This window comes from Vibrio sp. Vb339, from assembly GCF_902751245.1.
GTDB lineage: Bacteria > Pseudomonadota > Gammaproteobacteria > Enterobacterales > Vibrionaceae > Vibrio > Vibrio coralliirubri.
Map to the genome: position 1 here is coordinate 846,853 of NZ_CADDIS010000001.1, position 19,569 is coordinate 866,421.

Genomic DNA, 19,569 nt, shown 5'->3' on the forward strand with positions numbered 1-19,569 from the left:
AGTTATCTCGCAGCATCGATGGCTTGAACGACAGTGTCACTGTTGAGAATGACAGGCAGTGGAATACCGCTTTTATAGCTCGGACCATAGACGATATTAAATGGCACACCAAATCGCCCATTACTTTGTAAGTATTGAGTGACACTTTCACTTGGTGTTGTCCAATCACCTTTCATCAAAACAATGTCTTCTTGCTGTAGGTGGCTGTAGACAGGGTCTTGAAGGATGACGCCGATCTTGTTGGCTTTACAGGTGATACACCAATCAGCAGTCACATCAACAAACACCGTTTTGCCTTCATCAACTAACTGAGGGATTTGCTTCGCATCCAGCTTTTGCCAAGCGAGATCGTCAACAATCGGAGTCGCCCAGTTATCAGCGGTGACACTACCGACGATCAATGCAGCACCAAACACCAAGGTTGTGGTTGCCATGATAGGAATCAGTACCTTGCGACCCAGTTTCATACCAATCCAAACCAGCACCGAAATCACGATAAATAGCGACAGCAGGATAGTTGGGAATTTACCAATGAATGGACTCAGAAGGCTTGTTAGCCAAAGGCTGGTAATGAACATCATTAAGCCAAATACCAGCTTAACTTTGAACATCCACGCCCCAGGCTTTGGAAGCAATTTGGTTAGGCTTGGGAATAGTGCAAAGATCAACCAAGGCGCACTCATACCGATACCAAGCGCGATGAAGATAGCCCATAACTCTTGATAGCTTGCTCCAAGTGCATACGCGACAGCGGTTCCTAGGAATGGCGCGCTACACGGCGTTGCTAGTAGCGTCGCAAACATACCTTGAACAAAGTGGCCTGAATGTGAGTCATCGCCTTTGGTTGCCATCCAAGTGTTTAAACCTGATGGTAGTCTGAATTCGAATAACCCAAGCAAGTTAATTGAGAACAGCAAAGTGATGATCAGCATGAATCCGATGAACCAAACATTTTGGAATTGGATTCCCCAACCAATCGCATTACCACCCATTTTTAGAGCGGTCATACCTAGGGCTAACAGCGCAAATGATGTAATGACACCTGAAGCAGAAGCTAAGAATGAGAGTCGAATATGACGATTAGATGCACCTTGGTTTTGAATGATGCTGTTTAATTTCATTCCTAATACTGGTAACACACATGGCATGATGTTGAGGATCAAACCACCAATTAAAGCAAAGCCAATCATTGCTAGAAAGCCGTTGTTGCTTGTTTGGTAAGCGATCGGTTCTGAGCCAACTTGAGCCGTCATCTCTTCGGCAAAATTAGTGTCTGAAACGGTGACACTAACGGTGCGATCCGTTAAGTCGACTTCACCTATCCAGTTGCTCACATCAAATACGGCCGTCATTGTATTGTCTGTGATGTGGACGCTTGGTTGAGAGAAGAAGTCATCATTCACTTCTTGCCCGTCAATCAACACCATCGGCTTATCCCAGCCATCTTTACTCGTCAGCTGAGTAACCAGTTGCTGCTTGCTCTTGTCCCAAAATAGACCATTGACCGAAGTGCGATTAGCTTCTCTTGGAGATTGGCTCATGCCTTGGTTGAACAAGAACATCGCTTCTTCATCGAGCGCTAAGGTTTGTGGGTCAATCGGCAGTTCGATATCGTAATCGGTTAACACACAGATATTGGTACACGACGGAAAGGTAAACGACGCCCTGAATATTGCAGGCTTCGTGTTGTCTTTCAGGGTTAACGTGACAGGAAAGCTGACATGCTTTTTGTAGCCTAACGTCATGACGTCAAGCTGCTCGTAGTACTTAGGTATCGGCCAGTGCCACTCTACTGACTCAATGTTTGTTGAACCAGACCAGTCCCAGCTTGGCGGAATACCACCTTCGCCTGGGCTGCGCCAATAGGTTTTCCAGTCGCCGTCGAGCACGACATCGAGCACGGTTTGGATCTTAGAGCCGTCATCCGACTGTTCACCCGTCGACATCATTCGCATCTTCACAGGCGGATGCTCAGGCACACTAAGCCAGCCTGTTGTCTGTGCCAAGGCGGTAAATGACGTCATAACCAAAAGGGCAGTGACTAAGGTTTTCGCGCATGTACGCATAGAGAATGCCAATGAATCGACAAACTTAGTTAGTAGTGTGTTGTACACAAATGTATCTCCAAAAAATAAATAAAAGGGTGTAGTAGCCCGGTTATTTACTCTCTAAATATACAGTGCTTTAGATGCAATCTGTGTTTTGTCGGTCGAGTAGAGCGATGATTGTCTCTAGATAATCTCGATATGTGGGGAGGTAAGTTAAATGCAACAGCAATAATAAGTACGAATGGGATCAGCCAGCCGGTTTTTGGGGCGGCAAAGGTCAGCATTTTCGAACTCAGGCTGCATGAACTTGAATTGGGGGACATTAGCATTTTTGACGCTTCTAAGCCGAAAACACTGGCGTATAGAGTGGCCATTTTTTCTGAAGAAGCGATGTCGGTTTGAGGATTACTGGTTTCAGTATGAGTTTGCGCGTCAACTAGGACTGATTGACCATTAGCGGATGCAGATAACGATACTTTCTTTACGGCCAGAGTGCTCGCCAGACAAGTTACGATAACCAGTCCGGTAAGGAAGAGCGCCCAAAGCGAATGCTTTTGTCGGCGGTTCTGTGTGGATAAGAAAAGTAGCGATGTGTTCAGCAAATTAGTCAGTAATCAAATTTGTTAGTCGTTAAAGCGAGCTCGTTGAATTGTGGCTAGCTTAGATAAGTTCTCTTCGCGCCACAAGTCATAAAATGGTTAAAGTGAAACTATGTATAAACGCGGGAAACGGCAGATACACGATAAACGATGCATAAACACCAATTCACGCGAATACGACATTGAGCTGTAGCTAAAGTTCACAACAACTGAAAGTTATCGCTAATTTATTTTGTATCGCGTGGTTTATTCATTATCAGGATGGGACAGGCGATATAAAAAAAGCCCAACAGATCGTCGTTGAACGTGTTGGGCTTTAATCATTGGTGCTATTGGAAAGGCTTAGTGAGTGCGGCGAGGGCCGTTACGTACCAAGTCTTTACCGTTATCAAACACTTCTTTGGTGATCCAGCGAGCAAGCAGAACTTTGTGGCTGCTGTTGAATACAGCAACGAAGTGACGACCATCTGAATTATTGGTTGCCATGCCTACACCTTCAACGCCTTCAAGGCCTAAACCGCCAGCTTCCACTGAAATTAGGAATTGCTCTAGTTCTTCTAGAGACTCAATAATATCAAGTTCGTTGTTCATTTTTATGCTCTCTTGCTGTGAGCCAACATCGTATTTAGGGCGCTTTAGTGCATGTGCTCGAATGAAGATATTGGCTGTTGTTCTTTGTTGGATGCGTACTCTACAGGTCATAAGAGGGGATTGGAACTCTCAAATATTAGAAGCAGGCTGATAATTTGCGAATTTTTAACATAACATACGTTTAAATGCTTGTTATCCATATTCTTTTTACTACTATTTATAGGGTCAATTTAGACAGTAATAGGAATTAATATGATGAAGGTTTGGCGTTGTCTATTGTTAATGTTGGCGTTTGTCGCATTTGGAAGTTATGCGCAGAGCGTTGAGAAAATCGCAGAAGTACAAGATCAGTTAATGCTCGATCTAGCAACATTAGAAACGGCGCATGATGCTGAAAAACCCTTTCTTGAAGATATCTTAAGGCGTAAGAACCAGGGCCTACGCGAAGAGATTTTTTCACAGCTATCGTCAGATAAAAAAGAGGGGCTGGATGTCACTCTTGCTCAGCAGGTTGAACTGCTACAAAAATTGCTGTCGTTGAATGAAACTAAAATCGTTTCAATGAGTAAAGAAAACCGTTCCGCTGAGGGTGACGCTAAAAAACGCCTTGAGTTGCGTATTCAAAAACGAATCGGAATGATGGATGTCTATTATCAGCAGCTCGCTAAGACCTTAAATTGGTCGAAAGAGCGTGGTGTTGATGTTGCTGTTCCTGAAGGTGAACTTAAAACGGCGTTAATTGCTCGTTCTAAATACCTGACAAATGCGATTCTTTACACAGACACACAGCGACAAGATCTAGAAGCGCGTTTGTCTTTTGTGAATGAAGAAGAGAAAGCGACCATTAAAAAGGAGCTTGAGCGTTTCAGCGAGCGCACTAGCGTTATGGTCGCGAGCTTAGAAGAAACCATCACGCTAATGGAGCCGTTTGGCGTGGATGTGACTTCATACAAACGTGTTTTGCTAGCGACGACAGGTGACATTAACGCCGATGTGTTGGATGTTGATGTTGCACTGGAACTGTTCGATGGTTGGCTTCGTTCGTTCAGTTCATGGGCTTTTGAAAATACCCCTTCTTTTATCGTTAAACTCGCTCTGTTTCTCGGTATTTTGTATGTAACTCGCCTTATTGCTAACGTGGCTCGTAAGACCGTTCGTAAGAGTGTCTCGCACTCTAAAATGGACTTCAGTGTTTTGATGCAGGACTTCTTTGTATCCATCGCATCTAAAGCGGTCGTGTTTATTGGTTTGCTTATCGCACTGTCTCAAATAGGGATAGAGCTAGCCCCTCTTCTTACTGGTTTCGGTGTAGCCGGTGTCATCATTGGTTTCGCATTGCAAGACACACTATCTAACTTTGCATCGGGTTTGATGATCTTGATCTACCGTCCTTATGACGTCGGTGACATGGTTAAAGTGGCAGGCGTGCAAGGCACGGTAAAAGACATGAGCTTAGTATCGACGACTGTTCAAACCATTGATAACCAACGCTTGGTGATCCCAAACAACAAGATTTGGGGTGACGTGATCAACAACATCACGGCAGAACGTGTAAGACGTGTTGATATGGTTTTCGGTATTGGTTATTCAGATGATATCGATAAAGCGAAAGCGGTATTGAACGACATCATTCTTGCACACCCTCTAGTGTTGAAAAAACCAGAGCATATGATCAAGCTTCATACCTTAAATACGTCTTCTGTTGATTTCGTAGTACGACCTTGGGTTAAGACTGATGACTATTGGGATGTGTACTGGGATGTAACGGAAACCGTGAAGAAACGCTTCGATGAAGAAGGTATCACGATTCCATTCCCTCAACGAGATGTACATATTTACAATCACGAAGAGAACTAAACGAAAAAGCTATTACGACAAAGCTAAGCGCAGCTTAGAGTCGACATTCTTAATGTGATATCAAATGGACGCTGAACAAGCGTCCATTTTTATTGGCTGCCGCTTATGTTTAGCTTCATTCTTTTATGTCACTCAACCGCCTTAGAATTGAGTTATGATGGGGCAGGTTTAGTTTGGACACTTGAAAGCGAATGGATGATTCACAGAAAAAAACGAATAGTAGAAATACAACGGTAAGAAAAGCGACGCGAATTGAAAGCGTTATGAACTCTGCGATGTGGCATTTAACTCAGAGAGACATGACGGAAAGCGAGTTGATTGCGAAGCTCAAAGTGAAAACCGACAATCAAGAATGGATCGATGAAACTTTAGGGACATTGAAAGGCTTCGGGTATCTCAAGTCTGACCAAGTGTTTGCAGAACAATTCGTGGAACAAGCTTTTTCTGGTGAATTCGGTTCTCGATACATTGTCGAAAAACTGAAGAAGAAGGGCCTGAGCGATTCAGTGATTTCTGATGCAATCCATAAAGTGTCGTTCGAAAAGTCTATTGATGAACAAACCATCTTGATAGACCGAATCAACCATTACTACTCAAGCTTTACCATGAGCCGTGAAAAGCTGGTTGCGACACTGCAAAAGCGTGGCTTTAGCTATCAACAAGTTAAGGTAGCGATTGACCAGCACCCACAAGCACATCAACTGAAAAGTAATATTCAACTTAAGGCCGAGAAAGCCGATTTGGAAAAAGAGGTGCTCAAGTACGCTCGTAAAGGCAAGGGCCTGACCGCCATTCAGCAAGAACTTAGACAACGACAAATCGACACCAGTGAGCTGTCATCGCTCATCGACCGATTGATTAATGAAGAGCAGCTAGATTTCTATTTTTCTTGTTTAGAACAGTTGCAGAAGAAGTCTTATGACCTAAACGATCATAAAGAACGCTCCAAGGCTTACGCGATGCTAAGTCGAAAGGGGTTCTCTTCAGACGAGATCAAATTTGCTCTGAGTGAAGGTAATGAGTAGCGCGCGTAATTGAATTTAAGAAAAGTTGAGCTCAAGAAACATCGAACGTTAAGATATAAACAGCAGAAGGGCATCGAACAACTTGTCCTAACGTGTCGTGTGTATGTTCTCTGCAATCCCCAAACCATTGCGTAAGGCGAACTGAATAAGGTCATTGTGGCTGTTTAGATTCAGCAAACCTAACATGCGGTATTTGTGCGACTCGATGGTTCGTGAGCTTAAGTGAAGCTTATCAGCACACTCTTTTGCACTAAACCCTTGAGCAATCAGCGCCAGAACTTTGGTTTGTTTTTTGGTGAGCAACAATAGCTTCTCACTGTCATCTTCTAGTAAGTTCTCGTTTTGCTTTAGTGTTCTGGCTAACGTTGAATGTTGCCAATAACAGAGCCAAAGTTCACAGACTAATTTTAAGCGCTGGATGTCTTCGAGATTGAAGGTAGTATCGTTGCCGTGAAAGTTAGTAAAAGACAATGCACCCCAGCGTTGGTTAAAGAGCTGCAAAGGAATGATGCAGTGCCATCTTCCCCCTTCTTTATAGAGTTTCTTTAACACATAGTTTTTGCTTGAAACGAGTTCGTTGCTGGTAAAAGCGAGGTAGGTTTCATTGGTTTTTAAAAGCTTGAGGTAATCAAGGTAGTTACCGCCGACTAAGCTTTTTATATTAACAGGAGGAATGTGTGCTTTGGAAACTGAACACGTTTTTCCTTCTTCAAGTAAGACCATTGAATTAGGGTAGAGTGTCAAACGATCAATCCCAAACCAATCGAGTACATCAAAGCTTGCTTCTGACCAAGTTGTTTGAAAGTTTTTTGGATCGCTATTAATGAGAGATGTCGATTGTTTCATTAACAGTTGTTCAAAACTTAGCTTTAAAGCAGACACATTTTTCCTTTATAGATACATTCATTTCATCAATGCACAGAAGATATTCGTTCGAGTCGCTCAGTGCAAGATAAGATTCTTATATATATCATAGGTTCTAATCTAAAGTTTTTTATAACTCTTGGTTCTATCTGGAGGGGTGATAAGCAGTACATCTACTGCATTAATTGAACGGTGTTTTTTAATAAAATCGGGCATTTCTATAACCGAGTAAACACTGTGATAAGTTTAAGGACGTTACTGTCTATTTCAGTCTCGATGTTGAGCTTTTTTCATCCGACTACACGCGCAAATAATTCTCCAATGTTTGTGTACGCTCAGTCACCCATTCATTCAAATGTACTTCAACACAAACTCGCAGTCGAAGCGCTGATGATTGAGAACATCCGTAATATGGATAACAGCACCGATATAGGTTTTACACTCGGATTACTTTTTTCAATATAAACGACACATTAATATATTCTTATTTCATGAAATTCACCAAAGCTATAAAATTTTCAGTAAATTTACGGTATATCAATAACGTGTTTTTTTGAACAATAGCGCCACTCCAAAAGGCCGGACTAACAAGGCCGAATCAATATATATAGGTAGTGGTTATCATGAAAAAGACATTAGTAGCACTTGCGATTGCGAGCATTTCAAGTTCAGCTTTCGCTGTAAGCACAAGCAGCCAAAACAGCCAAAACGAAGACATGTTTGCATTCGATTCAATGCACAAAGATCAATTCTCAGTATCAGGCTCTTTCGGTGTTGGTGGTTACTACGATACTGGCTCTAAAGCGTTCTACGATGACTGGGCAACAGGCCTTACTCTTGCAGTTAACTACCGTAACAACCGTATTGTTGGTTACTTCGAAACTGACTTAATGGTGAACTACACGACAGACAACAACGTATCTGCGAATGACGCAGCAACAGCTGGTTGGACAAACGGTATTGATACTGGTCCAGCAACAGATGTAGATAAAGCATGGTTAGGTTTCGATACTGGCTATGGTATTGCTTCATTCGGTTGGGAAAACGACACAGCGCTAGATAAAGTGGATGGCGCAGGCGACAACACTTACGAGTTTGGCGCTTCTGCTGGTGATGCTTCTGACGGCTTCAATGTTGTTAAATTCCAAGGTGCGACAAGCGGTATCGCTTACGGTATTTCTTACTTTGAAACAGGTGATGATCATAATGATGCGGATAAAGGCATTAATGGTTACATCGGTTTAGAGCAAGAGGTATTCAACCTATACGCAGGTTATGAAGCTCGTGATGACGATGCTGATTACGAAGTTTACACAGTAACAGGTAACGTGAAGGTTGGTGCTCTTAAACTGGGTATGAACTCTTGGATTGAAGAGAGTGATTCTGCTAAGAACACAGGCTACTACGTTTCAGGTGGTTACAAAGTTTCTGAAGACCTAACAATCGCAGCAGGTTACGCGTTTAGCAACAATGAACTTGATGGCCAAGCAGATGTAGATGCTTCTTACATCAACATCGCGGCAATGTACCGTATCGCTGACAACGCTGACATGGGTATCGATATCAAGCAAGACATCGATGGTGCGCGCATTGGTTCAACTAGCGCACAATACGACGAAGAAACACACGTATTTTCAGCGGCTTACTACTACTTCTAAGAACTTGACCTCTTAAGAACTTCTAAGACATTTGATGGTAATGGTGTAATAGCTTGCCCGGTCGTTACACCATGTTCTCTTCTTTTTGCAGTGTAAGCATCCACAGATTGATATGTGGTTTGTCACTCAAGTGCTACGAGTGAAATTATTATCTGGAGAAATGTAATGATTAAAAGCATTACAGCCAAGGGTGTTATCTATGGAAATGATACCCTGTTTACGTGTAAACCGAATCGTAATGGATTATTTGAATTGGCGCGTAAACATGGAAGAGTCGCAGGTACTCGCCCACAAGATCTCAAGAATAAGGTTTATGCTGAATCTCTTGATGAAGCTTGGAGTCTACTCAAAACAGAAAAGTTTTATATTGTTTTGACGGGGCAAGTATTTGGCATTCATCGAAAATCATTGCGAAGTGCTGATTCTGTTGATGTTGAGTTTGATACTGAAACTCGCTCGACATGTGTAACGGAATAAATCCAAAGCTGAATACTAAAAGGACGATAAATTATCGTCCTTTTTTCCTTTGAGTTTTGGTTCAACCTTGGTTACAGGTGCTTAGAACCCGTTATCGACCGTATTGCCCAACAATGAATTTCTCAAACTCATCACACATCTGATGATTTGATTTGTCATTATTTGCTAACTCGGTTGCACCATCAACGATCGATATCTTCGCATTCAAATCCGCGACTGGTGCACGTTCTCTTGTCGACAGTTGTTTGATTTTTTGCTCCTCAATAGCCCAAGCTTCCTCTGGCGATAAGTTACACTCGTCAGCGAGGTATTTGGCATTAAAACCTTCCCCAGTCAGGCTTTCGATTGTCCCATTATGATTCACGCTGTTTCCTTGGTGCCAATAGTGCTTAGCTAACAAAGGGCCGATCTCTGGGTTATCCGTTAAGTAACCAAACTTATCAGTGAAATACGCACGGGTTTGATACACCGCCATATGAGCCAGCAGGTAACCTTGATACGCGCAAGAGGCTTCATCCGACAACAGATGCGGGATCGCCATTAATGGGCGAGGGCTACAAGCTAATCCAAGAATCGTTTTCTCACTGCTACGAGCAAGAGCAGTGATCTTTTCCGGTGTCAGATCTTCATCCGCCAATTCGTAAAGTGCTCGCTCGAAATATGGAACCACTAAAATACTGCGTTCTTGATAAGCTCTGAAGGGTTGTTTGTTATCGATGATGGCTTTGATTAACTCGTCAGGTACTGCTTGGCCATCTGCATTAAGCGCGTATTGTTTGAGCCAATCGGCATCGTTCAACAAGCTGTCACAGAACATGGATTGCGTTTCGGCATAAGCCATTGAGGTTGGTGCAAACTCTTGAGAGAAACATGGTGCGTTCATTTTTACGTTAGCAAAGTGTGCTGCATGACCACCCTCGTGAAATAGCGTGTTGATGCCATCATAGCCGCTGCCAACTTGATCGGGCTTTGCATTGCTCGTGAAGTTAACTTGAGCTGCTACCCATGTGTCTTGATCGTAGAAAGAAGGGATAGGACCATGGCAGAAGCCATTAGGGTACTTACCTTTGCGGTCAAGCAGATCCAATTTTAATGTAGCTTGAGAGTATTCGATGTTGAGGCGACCAAAAGATTCAATCCAGCGTCGAAGTGACTTTGAGAACGGAACATAAGGATCAAGATCATTCATAACGTCACCTGCAAAAGAGTAGGTAAAGTTATGGGCTTGAAGTGCATTCTCGCCTTTCTGCTCTGCCAAATTGGCTAGACTTTGCTGATGACTATCGCGTGTGCGTGCTTCGAAGTCATCCAGAATAGTAAACAGTTGTTCTGTCGTCATCTGTTCGGTTTTTACCACCGAGTAATCAAAGAAGGTTTTAAACCCCAGTGATTGAGCAAATTGGTTACGTTTTTTGATCAGCTCAATAAAGCCGTTAGCCAGCAGCCATTGCTCTAAATCTAATAGTGCTTGATGTGCAGAATGCCTAACTTGTTCATTACCATTACTTCTAACGGCTGAACCTAAAACGGGCAGTGACCCTTCTGTTTCATCACCCGTTTCATTTACGTAAGTCATCACATGATTCTGTTTCTTCTCAAACAGTTCAGCCTCAAACTTTATGAGTTCGGCTTTAAGCTTCTGTGACTGCTCAGACTCAATAGCGTGAGATCTAAAGGTCGCTAACCAACCATTCAAGCCTGTTAGCGTACTCTCTTTTTCTAGGGGATCGTGAATTTTGTCGATAGCAGCTAGTTGCGTTTCGATAGCAGCAATCTGTTCGGCAGAGCTTAGAAACTCAGTCCACTGAGTCTGCGCGAGTGTCGAGCCATCGTGGTCGTCACTGATCCCCATATATGTATCCCAAAAGAAGTCTTCTTTCGCTTTATGAGTCGCAAGATACTTTTGATTCAATTGGTTGAGATAGTTCGTTGCAGTCATGACATTCCTTGAAAATTAACCAGTAATTTCAACATTATGACATATTCATTGAATGTATTTTGTGATGTTAAGTATAACGGCATAGAAGTTACCTCATCATCAAGGCGTGTTGAACCAATACGGTTTCATCAGTTTACCGCCAGAAGCTATTCAACGTAATAAAGTGAGATTGTCGCTTGAAGAGCCAGCGATTGAAGGTGGCTATAAGTAATAGGAATGGTGTGTTGTAACTATTGTGGGAGAGTGATATTCTCTCTTTCGTAATGGTTCTCAACGTGACGGATTACGTTATTCGGTGATGAATTTATCTAGCGGGCATGTATGCCCGTTTTTTTTCGCCTAAAATTTGCGACTCGAGCGGTTGTTTGTCGATTGGTCACGTATAATGGACGCTTCATATAGCGCTAAATAAGCCCAGTCGATGAAAATCTTTCAAGTTCTAATCTTGCCTCTAATGCTGTCCCTCAATGCTATTTCATTTTCAGCGCAAGCAACCGAAAGCTGGTGGCTAAGAACAGTATTTAACAGCAGTCCAAGTCAACCGAATTCTCAAAACTATATTAACGATATCGACTTGATGGATTGTGGTGAGATTGAAGGTACTCTGTTGTGCAGTGACTTAACCCAATATTACGATTTGGATGTGTATGTTGAACTGGAGTTGGGCGACTCAAGCGTTGAAACAGTTCGCTTAAACCTGCCATATTCGCACCTAAGTTACACAAAGCTTCAGGCATACCTTCGCCAAGATGGCTTTGCTCTCAGTTCAATTCGTATTGGTGAAGATGAATTCGATGTTACTGTTCAACTTGAACAAGCTCGAAATGAAGGTGTTGGTTTCGATAAGGTGGATAAACAGCTGGTCGAATTTATCAACGCGCCTCACGGTTCAGCAGAGCAACTGAGTGTGTGGAATGTGCCTAGCTTATCTTCTTCTAGCTCTACTTCTCCTCGGGTTCAGTTACAGAGTGATGGTGACAACTTAACGGTTGAACTTAATCGTTTTTAATTGCTCAAATTTATAGATAGTTTCGTTATTTCTTGGGCTAAACAAGCCTTTCAGGAGAACGGCTCACGGGCAGACAGCAAGTTATAATTCATTTAAGTGTTCGTTTTTCTGCGGCTCTCACATTTTTAATAAGCGTTTACCTTTGCCATTTGTTATACGTTGAGCCTTCGGTAAAACGAGCTTAGGATACGTTCAGTATTGATAAAGGAGACAACCCATGGTTGCAAGAGTAACGATAGCGCCACAAGGCCCAGAACTTTCTGAGTTGGTGCAAGGATACTGGCGTACAGCAGAGTGGGGCATGACCCCGCAACAACGCCTGACTTTCCTGAAGCAACATATTGATCTTGGCATCACAACTGTTGATCACGCGGATATTTACGGTAACTACCAATGTGAAAAGTTGTTTGGTGAGGCGTTAGCGCTTGAACCAAGCCTTCGTGATGATATTCAAATCGTCACCAAGTGCGATATCAACCTATGTGGTGACCACACTCCAGATCGTAAGATCAATCACTATGACACCAGCGCGCAGCATATTTACCAATCAGTAAATAACTCATTAGAGCGCTTAGGTGTTAACGATATCGATGTATTGTTGATTCACCGCCCTGACGTGTTAATGGATGCAGATGAAGTAGCAGAAGCGTTCGCAGAGCTACACAAAGTAGGCAAAGTTAAGCATTTCGGTGTTTCTAACTTTTCACCGCGTCAGTTCGAACTGCTTCAATCTCGACTCGGTAAGCCGTTAGTGACCAACCAAGTTGAAATCAACCCATTGAACTTTGAAGTGGCTCATGATGGCACGCTAGATCAACTGCAGATGAACCGTATTCGTCCGATGGCATGGTCTTGTCTCGGTGGTGGTAGCATCTTCAGTGGCGATTCAGCGCAAGCAATTCGCGTTCGTGATGAACTAGAGGCGATTCGTCAAGAAGTGGGTGCAGACAGCATTGATCAAGTGATTTACGCTTGGGTTCGTCGTTTACCATCGAATCCGCTCGCGATTATTGGTTCAGGTAAGATTGAGCGTGTGAAGACTGCGGTTGATGCACTAAAAATCGAGCTGACGCGCGAACAGTGGTATCGCGTATGGGTGGCATCTAAAGGTCACGGTGTACCATAGAAAGCAATTCGTTTAGAGGTCAAAGCCAGCTAAGTAAGCTGGCTTTTTTGTGTTCGCCTAACATGTTTCTCCAAAAATGTGATTAAGGTGGAATAATTTTCAAAAACACTCATAATGCACTCTGTTTTTCACCAGTTGGATATTTCCATTGAGCACTTCAAAATTCTCTTCAATCGCCCTTAAACCAGAGCTTCTAAACACGTTAGATTCTCTTGGTTATACTGAAATGACGCCTATCCAAGCGTTAAGTCTTCCTACTATCCTAAATGGCAAGGACGTTATCGGTCAGGGTAAAACGGGTTCAGGTAAAACAGCTGCTTTCGGTTTAGGCGTGCTGCAGAACCTACGCGTTAAGCGTTTCCGTGTTCAGTCTTTAGTGTTATGTCCGACTCGTGAGCTTGCAGACCAAGTAGCAAAAGAGATTCGTACTCTTGCTCGTGGTATTCACAACATTAAAGTGCTGACACTATGTGGCGGTATGCCAATGGGCCCACAGATTGGTTCACTAGAGCATGGCGCACACATTCTTGTGGGCACACCTGGTCGTATTTTGGATCACCTAGAGAAAGGTCGTATTGATCTGTCTGAGCTGAACACACTTGTGTTAGATGAAGCTGACCGCATGCTAGAAATGGGCTTCCAAGACGCTTTGGATGCTGTGATTGAAGCGGCGCCAAAAGAACGCCAAACTCTGCTATTCAGTGCTACTTTCCCTAAACAGATCAAATCTGTTGCAGACCGCATCATGCGTAACCCAGAAATGGTGAAGGTTGAATCAACACACGATCACTCAAGCATCCAACAACACTTCTACAAGTTAGAAGGTTCTGAAGCTCGTGATGACGCTCTAGAGTTGCTGTTACTTCATCACCAACCAGAATCTGCGGTTGTGTTCTGTAACACGAAGAAAGAAGTGCAGAACGTAAACGATGAGCTAAGCCACCGTGGTTTCAGTGTTATCGAACTTCATGGCGACATGGAGCAACGTGAACGTGACCAAGCTTTGGTTCAGTTCTCAAACAAAACCATCTCGATTTTAGTGGCGACAGACGTTGCGGCTCGTGGTCTTGATGTTGATAACCTAGATGCTGTGTTCAACTTTGAATTGTCTCGCGACCCTGAAGTTCACGTTCACCGCATTGGTCGTACTGGCCGTGCAGGAAGCAAAGGCGTAGCGATTAGCTTCTTTAGCGAAAAAGAGATGTACCGTGTTGCTCAAATCGATGAGTACATGGACATGCCAATCGAGCCATCTGAACTGCCAGCAAAACCAATTGCTAAGCCGTACTACTCAAACATGGTTACCATTCAGATTGATGGCGGTAAGAAAGCTAAGCTTCGTGCTGGTGATATTCTTGGTGCACTGACGGGCCAAGGCGGCATTGATGGTAAATCAGTAGGTAAGATCAATCTGTTCGCAATGCGTGCTTACGTAGCGGTAGAAAGATCTGTGGCTAAGAAAGCACTGAACAAAATCGAATCAGGTAAAATGAAGGGTCGTCAATTCCGCGCCCGAATCCTGAAGTAATTCGAGACTGAATCCCTTTGCTGCGATATGTCTAATTAACGACATTGCTAATTAATGGCATTGCAGTAAAGGGTGTTCCACAAAATGCCACTCAAGTTTCTTCTCTTAGGTTTATCGACCTAGTCCTCTATACCAAAGCATTATTCATCGGGTCTTATCGAATAAAGGTCGTTGATATGTTTTCCTTCGCTAAGATACCAAGTCATCGCTTCCTGTCGATTGTGAACCAATATCGTGATTGTGGTTATTGAACCATCGTCAAAATAACAAAGCTCATATTCTAAATCGCTTGGATGATCAGGAATAGCGGCCATAGCTTCCCTCCCAAATATCAATCATTTTAAATACGTCAACCCAACTCATTTATAGGGCTCGTATCACGTCAAATGAGTAATAAAATCAAGTTACATCACTGCCATTAATTATTTTTAGTTTAATCATTTGCCTAAATAGCTAGATTAGCAAGTTTGGCTCTCAATTTATCTCAAAGTTTTTACGATCACTGTTTATTAAGGCTACTTTTATAAGAGCTGGAATTAGCGTTATAAGAACTAGGCTAACCTTAAAGAGATGAGTTAATCGGTTTGTGGCTTTGTTGAATGTCGTGAGAGGGTAGAATGAGAAAGTGCCGGTGGTTAGTTTTAGTGATCTGTTTTCTATTTACTGGGTGCGGGACCAAGTTCGCCTATAACAATATAGGTTGGTTTGTTGTTAGCTATATAGAAGATTTTGTCTCCCTCTCAAATAGCCAAGAGTCCGAGCTTGAAGAGCGATTAGATATATTACAGAAATGGCATAAAGAAACTCAGCTACCTCTGTATATCTCGCAATTAGAAGCGATTCAAAACGTAGATCGGTCGGATATGAATCCCGCTTTTATTGTGGGTCAAAGTGAACAAACGAAAGAGCATATTCGCTCAATCGTCAATAAGTTCGCTCCCGATGTTTACGCCTTGAGTATGCAGCTTAGCCCTAAGCAAGACAGGGAGTTCTTAAAGAACTTTCGTGAAAAGCAGCAAGACTATTATGAAGAAAGGTTGTCGTTGAACGATGCCGATTCGAGAGAGCGATACCGAAGCAGAATAGAAGAGCGTGCAGAACGGTGGTTAGGTTCGGTGTCGAAAGAACAAAAACAGATTATTGTGGCTTGGTCTCAAGAGTGGGTAAACACCAATAATAGCTGGCGACAATATCAAAACAACATCTATGAAGAGCTAACGACGCTGATGGCAAAGAAGAGCGACCTGCATATTGCTCAGCCAATTATTATGAAGTTACTTTTAAACAATGAAGCTTATTATCCTGATGAACTTGAGCAGCAGCTTAACCAAAATATGGAAACATCAGCCAAGTTTTTAGTAGATATCGCCGCGACCAGCAGTAACAAGCAGTGGGCGTATTTTATGAATGAATTAGAAAGCCTCAAAGGAACGTTGAAGTCATTGCAAGAGTAAAGCGTCTCTTTTAAAGGCTAGCGATTATTGTCGAGCTAGCCTTTCACCAAAGTTTAAGGTGAATTTCGGAACCTAACCCCTGTTGCTCATCAGTAGTTTTGGAATTGAACCTTTGGCTGTCTTCGATATTTTCTGCATTAATTGGAAGCTCGGCTGTTTAATACCGTGGTCACTCTGCAGCTCATCGATCATTAATAACCACAACCTTGCTGTCATTTCTGAATCGGCTAACGCTCTGTGGAAAGTACCGTCGTTGTCGATATTCTTAAAACGCACAAGGTCGCCGAGTTTATGAGTCGGAGCATCTTGGATGAGACGGCGAGCAATCAACATCGAGCATGCAAACTGTCCGTTGTAATCACGTCCAATATCGTCTAATTCTGCGTCGAGAAAGCGTTTATCAAACGATGCATTATGAGCAACAAGCTGACTGTCTTGAATAAAGTCTGCAAACTCATCCATCACTTCACTGCAACTGGCCGCGGTGTTCAGCATGCGGTTAGTAATGCCAGTGTAGCTTTCAATGAAGCCACTCACACGAAATCCTGGATTCATGAGTTGTTGGAAGGTGTCGACGACTTCGCCGTTAACGAGTTTTACCGCACCGATCTCAATCGCTCGGTCGCCCATATTGGGTGATAAGCCTGTGGTTTCGAAATCGAGAACGATAACGGAATCTGCGGAGTTTGAAGCCATCGTGTTTCCTAATTGCTGTTTGGTAGTATCGCTTTATATGGGGCGTTTGGTGTTGCTATGGCTAAATCAGTTATTTGCTAGTGCCGATAACAAGCTCAGTGTAACCCGTCGAATCGTCATGCTCTCTGTTGAAGGTCAAAGTATCGTAGCGGTGAACAATCAATTCAGCGGTGGTTGCTATTATTGTTCCTTCAAGTAAATGACCGCCAATTACATTGCCATTCACATCGGCAACGGATATATGAACATGCTGGTGGTTTGGGGTTAGCGTTGCCATTACAGAGACTATTTCGAACGGAGCTGTGATTAGCTTGGTGTTGTTCGCATTAGCTAAACGAATATTGAGTTGAGAGACACAACCGACACAAGATGCGATAGAGCCTGCAGAGATGTTGTGTGTGGTCACTAACCTTTGGATCTCAAGCTTTAGGTCTTGGCCGCGGGTTAATCTCGTTGCGATAGGAGTGATCATCTTATTGCCTCAACGTTATATGTATTTCAAAGAACAAAACGAAGCCACATAGGGCTTCGTTTTATTTTCATTTTGGTTAACGCGACTTTTCTTTTGGTTAATGCAACTTTGCATTTTCTGTCGCTGAAATTACTTAGTCTTGTTGCTGTTCTCTTTTCTTCTTAGGAACGAAGTTCAATACCGAAATGGGTACTTCTTTGCGTGGTTCGAAACCTTCAACAACGCGACGTTCAATCAAGTGACCAAGACGTTTTTCAATGATGCACAGGTTCTTGAAGTTATCTTTCGATAGGAAAGAGATCGCTTCGCCAGACGCATCAGCACGGCCTGTACGACCAATACGGTGAACATAATCATCTGCTGGGAAAGGCATGTCGTAGTTCACTACGCGGCTTAGGTTGTCGATATCGATACCACGAGCTGCAACACCCGTTGCGACTAAGTATTTTAGGCGACCTTTCTTAAAGTCAGCCAGAATCTTTTCACGAATTGCTTGGCTACGTCCACTGTGGAAAGCTTCCGCTTGAATACCACGTTTCTCAAGTTGAGCAACCAACTTAGCCGCACCGTGCTTGGTTTCGATAAAGATAAGCGCTTGGTCCCAGTTACCTTCGGTAATCATGTGGCTCAGTAGTGCTGACTTACGGTCTTTATCTACGGTCACTAACCATTGCTCAATGTTCGGTTTAGACGCATCAGTCTTGGCAATCGAAATCTCTTCTGCTTCGCTGATAGCACTTTTCGCTAGCGCGCGTACTGGCGTTGAAAGCGTTGCTGAGAACAGCAGGTTTTGGATGTCTTGTGGTAGACGTGCGATGATCTTGTTGATGTCTTCAATGAAACCCATGTCTAGCATGCGGTCAGCTTCATCTAGAACCAGTACTTCCACTTCATCAAAGTGAACGGCACGTTGTCCGTACATGTCGATCAAACGACCTGGTGTTGCCACAAGAATATCGACGCCTTCAATAAGACGATCTTTCTGGTGTTGGTAAGACACGCCACCGTACATCGCTAGTGATGTTAGGTTTAGGAACTTCGCGTACTTAGTGATGTTCTGTTCAACCTGAACTGCCAGCTCACGCGTTGGCGTCAGGATAACTGCGCGGATACGTTTTTTACGCTGCGTTTCACCTTTGCTTAGCATTTCTAAGATAGGGAGAACAAAGCTCGCAGTTTTACCTGTACCTGTTTGTGCTGCCGCAATAAGGTTCTTACCAGAAAGTACAATCGGAATTGCTTTTTCTTGAATAGAGGTTGGCTTTTCATAGCCTTGTTTTGCAACGGCTTTAACAATAGGTGAGCTTAATCCAAGCTTGGAAAATGGCATAAGTTTCTCGGTATGATTTGGCTAAATAGCGATGGAAAGGTTCAACAATCTTATACAAGGATAAGATTAATGGCGGCATTCTACCATGTTGCTTGTGTACCGCTAGTAACATAGACACTTTAGTTGGATAATACTGACTCAATAAGACGACGATAAGACAGGGATGTATGGAAATTACGCCGAATGAACGCGATGCAGTATATAAAACGATTTTTTCTCGCCGAGATGTTCGTGGGCAGTTTCTACCAGAAGAGATCCCTGAAGATGTGTTGATGCGTGTGCTAACCGCAGCGCACCATGCTCCCAGTGTTGGCTTTATGCAGCCTTGGGATTTTGTCGTTGTCCGTGATATCGAAACCAAGCAACAGATCAAAGCGGGTTTTAATCAAGCGCATGCCGAATCAGCGGAAATGTTCACCGATGAAAAGCAGGCGATGTATAAGCGATTAAAGCTTGAAGGTATTGTTGAATCGCCTATCGGAATCTGTGTGACTTGCGACCGAAACCGAACCGGAAAAGTAGTTTTAGGCAGAACCATCAAACAAGAGATGGATCTGTACAGCACCGTGTGTGCGGTTCAAAACTTATGGCTCGCAGCAAGAGCTGAAAACCTTGGGTTAGGTTGGGTGAGCATTCTTCACGATTCAGTACTGCGAGACGCCCTCGATATCCCGGAAAACATCGATATTGTGGCGTATCTGTGTATTGGCTACGTTGATCACTTCAAAGATAAACCAGAACTTGAAACCATGGGTTGGCTACCAAGAAGAGACGTCAATTCAGCGATTCATGAAGGTAAGTGGAATCCTAGGCAGTTAGAGACTGATGAAAAGTAACAGCTACGCTAGGAAGACTGATACTAAGATCTAAAAAAGGGCTCATTGAGCCCTTTTTGA

At 43.2% G+C, this 19,569-nt stretch carries 18 protein-coding genes and 2 pseudogenes; 12 read left to right on the forward strand and 8 right to left on the reverse strand.

Features of this window, described 5'->3' with window-relative positions; translation table 11 throughout:
• Positions 1-2: 2 nt before the first annotated feature.
• Positions 3-2,066 carry a protein-disulfide reductase DsbD family protein gene (locus HRQ85_RS03770; protein ID WP_172379337.1) on the reverse strand — a complete coding sequence of 688 codons (2,064 nt, stop codon included), beginning with the start codon at positions 2,064-2,066 and terminating at the stop codon, positions 3-5.
• A gap of 159 nt (positions 2,067-2,225) precedes the next feature.
• Between HRQ85_RS03770 and HRQ85_RS03775 the strand changes: the two genes are divergently transcribed.
• Positions 2,226-2,450, forward strand: a complete 225-nt coding sequence (locus tag HRQ85_RS03775; protein WP_253918826.1) for a hypothetical protein — start codon at positions 2,226-2,228, stop codon at positions 2,448-2,450.
• 539 nt (positions 2,451-2,989) lie between these two features.
• Here HRQ85_RS03775 and HRQ85_RS03780 read toward each other — a convergent pair.
• Complete coding sequence (locus HRQ85_RS03780; RefSeq protein ID WP_017062732.1) at positions 2,990-3,238, reverse strand: hypothetical protein; 249 nt, start codon at positions 3,236-3,238, stop codon at positions 2,990-2,992.
• Positions 3,239-3,490: 252 nt separating this feature from the next.
• On the opposite strand from HRQ85_RS03780, the gene HRQ85_RS03785 reads away from it, so the two are divergent.
• On the forward strand, positions 3,491-5,095 hold the full coding sequence (locus tag HRQ85_RS03785; RefSeq protein WP_061038039.1) for a mechanosensitive ion channel family protein: 1,605 nt from the start codon (positions 3,491-3,493) through the stop codon (positions 5,093-5,095).
• A gap of 191 nt (positions 5,096-5,286) precedes the next feature.
• Positions 5,287-6,120: a regulatory protein RecX gene (locus tag HRQ85_RS03790; RefSeq protein ID WP_172378747.1), complete on the forward strand. Its 834-nt coding sequence runs from the start codon at positions 5,287-5,289 to the stop codon at positions 6,118-6,120.
• 87 nt (positions 6,121-6,207) lie between these two features.
• Here HRQ85_RS03790 and HRQ85_RS03795 read toward each other — a convergent pair whose 3' ends face one another.
• Complete coding sequence (locus HRQ85_RS03795) at positions 6,208-7,002, reverse strand: response regulator transcription factor (protein WP_048609708.1); 795 nt, start codon at positions 7,000-7,002, stop codon at positions 6,208-6,210.
• 348 nt (positions 7,003-7,350) lie between these two features.
• On the opposite strand from HRQ85_RS03795, the pseudogene HRQ85_RS03800 reads away from it, so the two are divergent.
• The 3 genes and pseudogenes from HRQ85_RS03800 to HRQ85_RS03810 form a co-directional block, all read left to right on the forward strand.
• Positions 7,351-7,449: pseudogene (locus HRQ85_RS03800) on the forward strand (DUF3187 family protein); the annotation flags it as partial.
• A gap of 158 nt (positions 7,450-7,607) precedes the next feature.
• The gene (locus HRQ85_RS03805; protein ID WP_172378749.1) at positions 7,608-8,642 is read left to right on the forward strand and encodes a porin; all 1,035 of its coding nucleotides are present in this window, start codon (positions 7,608-7,610) and stop codon (positions 8,640-8,642) included.
• A gap of 165 nt (positions 8,643-8,807) precedes the next feature.
• Positions 8,808-9,119, forward strand: a complete 312-nt coding sequence (locus HRQ85_RS03810; RefSeq protein WP_050646422.1) for a hypothetical protein — start codon at positions 8,808-8,810, stop codon at positions 9,117-9,119.
• Positions 9,120-9,210: 91 nt separating this feature from the next.
• Here HRQ85_RS03810 and HRQ85_RS03815 read toward each other — a convergent pair whose 3' ends face one another.
• Positions 9,211-11,058, reverse strand: coding sequence for a M3 family metallopeptidase (locus HRQ85_RS03815; RefSeq protein ID WP_172378750.1), 1,848 nt, complete (start codon positions 11,056-11,058; stop codon positions 9,211-9,213).
• 97 nt (positions 11,059-11,155) lie between these two features.
• Between HRQ85_RS03815 and HRQ85_RS26185 the strand changes: the two are divergent.
• From HRQ85_RS26185 to dbpA, 4 genes and pseudogenes are all read left to right on the forward strand, one after another.
• Positions 11,156-11,269, forward strand: a pseudogene (locus HRQ85_RS26185) (PstS family phosphate ABC transporter substrate-binding protein); the annotation flags it as partial.
• 210 nt (positions 11,270-11,479) lie between these two features.
• Entirely contained in the window at positions 11,480-12,067 is a 588-nt protein-coding gene (locus tag HRQ85_RS03820; RefSeq protein WP_172378751.1) for a hypothetical protein, read from the forward strand.
• Between the two features lie 217 nt (positions 12,068-12,284).
• A complete protein-coding gene (locus tag HRQ85_RS03825; RefSeq protein WP_172378752.1) occupies positions 12,285-13,193 on the forward strand; it encodes an aldo/keto reductase in 909 nt (302 codons plus the stop codon).
• Between the two features lie 148 nt (positions 13,194-13,341).
• The gene (dbpA, locus tag HRQ85_RS03830; RefSeq protein ID WP_017064348.1) at positions 13,342-14,721 is read left to right on the forward strand and encodes an ATP-dependent RNA helicase DbpA; all 1,380 of its coding nucleotides are present in this window, start codon (positions 13,342-13,344) and stop codon (positions 14,719-14,721) included.
• 140 nt (positions 14,722-14,861) lie between these two features.
• Here the strand turns inward: dbpA and HRQ85_RS03835 are convergent, their stop codons facing one another.
• Entirely contained in the window at positions 14,862-15,035 is a 174-nt protein-coding gene (locus HRQ85_RS03835; protein ID WP_017064349.1) for a hypothetical protein, read from the reverse strand.
• Between the two features lie 303 nt (positions 15,036-15,338).
• Here HRQ85_RS03835 and HRQ85_RS03840 point away from each other — a divergent pair, with 303 nt between their 5' ends.
• Positions 15,339-16,175: a DUF6279 family lipoprotein gene (locus HRQ85_RS03840; protein ID WP_172378753.1), complete on the forward strand. Its 837-nt coding sequence runs from the start codon at positions 15,339-15,341 to the stop codon at positions 16,173-16,175.
• Positions 16,176-16,247: 72 nt separating this feature from the next.
• Here HRQ85_RS03840 and HRQ85_RS03845 read toward each other — a convergent pair whose 3' ends face one another.
• From HRQ85_RS03845 to HRQ85_RS03855, 3 genes are all read right to left on the reverse strand, one after another.
• On the reverse strand, positions 16,248-16,871 hold the full coding sequence (locus HRQ85_RS03845) for a 3'-5' exonuclease (RefSeq protein WP_050632917.1): 624 nt from the start codon (positions 16,869-16,871) through the stop codon (positions 16,248-16,250).
• Between the two features lie 70 nt (positions 16,872-16,941).
• Positions 16,942-17,343, reverse strand: coding sequence for a PPC domain-containing DNA-binding protein (locus HRQ85_RS03850; protein ID WP_050632918.1), 402 nt, complete (start codon positions 17,341-17,343; stop codon positions 16,942-16,944).
• A gap of 133 nt (positions 17,344-17,476) precedes the next feature.
• The gene (locus tag HRQ85_RS03855; protein ID WP_172378754.1) at positions 17,477-18,673 is read right to left on the reverse strand and encodes a DEAD/DEAH box helicase; all 1,197 of its coding nucleotides are present in this window, start codon (positions 18,671-18,673) and stop codon (positions 17,477-17,479) included.
• A gap of 167 nt (positions 18,674-18,840) precedes the next feature.
• On the opposite strand from HRQ85_RS03855, the gene bluB reads away from it, so the two are divergent.
• The gene (gene bluB, locus HRQ85_RS03860) at positions 18,841-19,509 is read left to right on the forward strand and encodes a 5,6-dimethylbenzimidazole synthase (RefSeq protein WP_172378755.1); all 669 of its coding nucleotides are present in this window, start codon (positions 18,841-18,843) and stop codon (positions 19,507-19,509) included.
• The last annotated feature ends 60 nt before the right edge of the window (positions 19,510-19,569 follow it).

What these genes read in the sequence shown, in the direction of transcription:
- bluB (WP_172378755.1), top strand. Translation starts at nt 18,841, where the DNA reads ATGGAAATTACGCCGAATGAACGCGATGCAGTATATAAAACGATTTTT.
- HRQ85_RS03850 (WP_050632918.1), bottom strand. Translation starts at nt 17,343, where the DNA reads ATGATCACTCCTATCGCAACGAGATTAACCCGCGGCCAAGACCTAAAG.
- HRQ85_RS03845 (WP_050632917.1), bottom strand. Translation starts at nt 16,871, where the DNA reads ATGGCTTCAAACTCCGCAGATTCCGTTATCGTTCTCGATTTCGAAACC.
- HRQ85_RS03835 (WP_017064349.1), bottom strand. Translation starts at nt 15,035, where the DNA reads ATGGCCGCTATTCCTGATCATCCAAGCGATTTAGAATATGAGCTTTGT.
- HRQ85_RS03825 (WP_172378752.1), top strand. Translation starts at nt 12,285, where the DNA reads ATGGTTGCAAGAGTAACGATAGCGCCACAAGGCCCAGAACTTTCTGAG.
- HRQ85_RS03815 (WP_172378750.1), bottom strand. Translation starts at nt 11,058, where the DNA reads ATGACTGCAACGAACTATCTCAACCAATTGAATCAAAAGTATCTTGCG.
- HRQ85_RS03805 (WP_172378749.1), top strand. Translation starts at nt 7,608, where the DNA reads ATGAAAAAGACATTAGTAGCACTTGCGATTGCGAGCATTTCAAGTTCA.
- HRQ85_RS03785 (WP_061038039.1), top strand. Translation starts at nt 3,491, where the DNA reads ATGATGAAGGTTTGGCGTTGTCTATTGTTAATGTTGGCGTTTGTCGCA.
- HRQ85_RS03810 (WP_050646422.1), top strand. Translation starts at nt 8,808, where the DNA reads ATGATTAAAAGCATTACAGCCAAGGGTGTTATCTATGGAAATGATACC.
- HRQ85_RS03840 (WP_172378753.1), top strand. Translation starts at nt 15,339, where the DNA reads ATGAGAAAGTGCCGGTGGTTAGTTTTAGTGATCTGTTTTCTATTTACT.
- HRQ85_RS03780 (WP_017062732.1), bottom strand. Translation starts at nt 3,238, where the DNA reads ATGAACAACGAACTTGATATTATTGAGTCTCTAGAAGAACTAGAGCAA.
- HRQ85_RS03855 (WP_172378754.1), bottom strand. Translation starts at nt 18,673, where the DNA reads ATGCCATTTTCCAAGCTTGGATTAAGCTCACCTATTGTTAAAGCCGTT.
- HRQ85_RS03770 (WP_172379337.1), bottom strand. Translation starts at nt 2,066, where the DNA reads ATGCGTACATGCGCGAAAACCTTAGTCACTGCCCTTTTGGTTATGACG.
- HRQ85_RS03790 (WP_172378747.1), top strand. Translation starts at nt 5,287, where the DNA reads ATGGATGATTCACAGAAAAAAACGAATAGTAGAAATACAACGGTAAGA.
- HRQ85_RS03820 (WP_172378751.1), top strand. Translation starts at nt 11,480, where the DNA reads ATGAAAATCTTTCAAGTTCTAATCTTGCCTCTAATGCTGTCCCTCAAT.